The organism is Nocardia sp. NPDC004722, from assembly GCF_053601505.1.
The window spans coordinates 1-1,599 of the sequence record NZ_JBSGBY010001030.1 but is presented as its reverse complement, the minus strand read 5'-3'; the positions used below and the strand labels follow the sequence as shown (position 1 = coordinate 1,599).

The window sequence follows — 1,599 nt, the reverse complement described above, 5'->3', positions numbered from 1 at the left end:
ACGATCGAGCGCAGTCTCCGGTTGTCGCCACCCATCGTGTGGCGCGCGGATGCTCGGCGGCGATCTGCTTGGCCAGCGCCACAGCCTGATTGGAGCCGCCCGCGGCCGGCGAGTCGATGATCTCCGCGCCGAACATGGTCAGCAGCTGACGGCGCTCCACCGAGGTGTTCTCCGGCATCACGCAGATCAGCCTGTAGCCCTTGAGCTTGGCGGCCATGGCCAGCGAGATGCCGGTATTGCCGCTGGTGGGTTCGAGGATCGTGCAGCCGGGCGTGAGCCGCCCGTCGGCCTCGGCCGCCTCGATCATGCGCAGCGCCGGACGGTCCTTGATGGATCCGGTCGGGTTGCGGTCCTCGAGCTTGGCCCACAGCCGCACGTGATCGTCGCCGTCCCACTGCGGAGACAGGTTCTTCAGTCCGACCAGCGGGGTATTGCCCAGCGTCGCGATCAGCGACTCGTAGCGCGCCACGCTCAGTTGAACTTCACTGCGCGCGAACCGCCGGCGACCGCCGGGAGGATGGTGACGGTGCCGCCGTCGGTGACCTCGGCCTCGAGTCCACCGGTGAAGCGCACATCCTCGTCGTCGATGTAGATGTTCACGTAGCGGTTGAGCTTGCCGTCCTTGAGCAGTTTCGCCTCGAGACCCGGGTAGTTGGACTCCAGGTCGGCGATGACGGCGGCCAGGGTCGCGCCCTCGGCCTGAACTCGCTTCTGGTCCTTGGTGATCGGACGCATGATGGTCGGAATGGACACGGTGACCGGCATGAGGGGGGACTCCTTGTTTATGCGGGGTAGGTGGCGAGGATCTCGACGGGTTCCTCGGTGACGACGCCGTCGAGGATCCGGTAGCTGCGCAGTTCGTGGTCCTGCGGTTCGCGGGTGGAGATCAGCACGTAGTGGGCGTTGGGTTCGGAGGCGAAGGAGATGTCGGTGCGACTCGGGTAGGCCTCGGTCGCGGTGTGCGAGTGGTAGATGACCACCGGCTCCTCGTCGGCGGCGTCCATCTCCCGCCACAAGCGCAGCTGCTCGGTCGAGTCGAACTCGTAGAAGGTGGGCGAGCGCGCGGCATTGACCATGGGAATGAAGCGCTCGGGGCGATCGGAACCCTCGGGACCGGCGATGACACCGCACGCCTCATCGGGGTGGTCGGCCCGCGCGTGCGCGACCATCGCCTCCACGAGATCGGCCCTGATCACCAGCACAGTCGCATCCTTCCGCTCGACCCCGGCCGAACGGCCGAAACGCTGTCGTCAACAAGGTGACAATATGCGGCTATTCCCGGTGCGACCGCTCACACCCCGAACAGGTCGCGGTAGGCCGGAACGCCCGCGACCGAGGTCGCCGACAGGATCGCGTCCACGATCGCGCGCTCCACACAGACCGCGGCGGCGGTGCACAACTGGTCGAGGATCAACAGCTCCGCCGGAAAGGCCGGGGGCAGTGGGAAATTCGGCTGCTGTTCGGCGGTGCCGGTGGCGAGCGCGAAGATGGTGTCACCGTCCAGCGGCGAATGCGCGGGGCGGATGGCGCGGGCCAGACCGTCGTGCGCGGTGGCCGCGAGCCGCTTGCAGGCGGCGGGATCCAGCGCGGCATCGGTGG

General features: G+C 67.7%; 4 protein-coding genes. All 4 read right to left on the bottom strand.

The features are described 5' to 3' along the window. Positions 1 to 469: PLP-dependent cysteine synthase family protein (locus tag ACWELQ_RS45390; RefSeq protein WP_452403143.1), on the bottom strand; the 469-nt coding region annotated here is incomplete at its 3' end. 2 nt (positions 470 to 471) lie between these two features. Further along, entirely contained in the window at positions 472 to 765 is a 294-nt protein-coding gene (locus tag ACWELQ_RS45385; protein ID WP_452403142.1) for a MoaD/ThiS family protein, read from the bottom strand. 17 nt (positions 766 to 782) lie between these two features. Continuing rightward, complete coding sequence (locus ACWELQ_RS45380) at positions 783 to 1,202, bottom strand: Mov34/MPN/PAD-1 family protein (RefSeq protein WP_452403141.1); 420 nt, start codon at positions 1,200 to 1,202, stop codon at positions 783 to 785. A gap of 89 nt (positions 1,203 to 1,291) precedes the next feature. After that, positions 1,292 to 1,599: P1 family peptidase (locus ACWELQ_RS45375; protein ID WP_452403140.1), on the bottom strand; the 308-nt coding region annotated here is incomplete at its 5' end.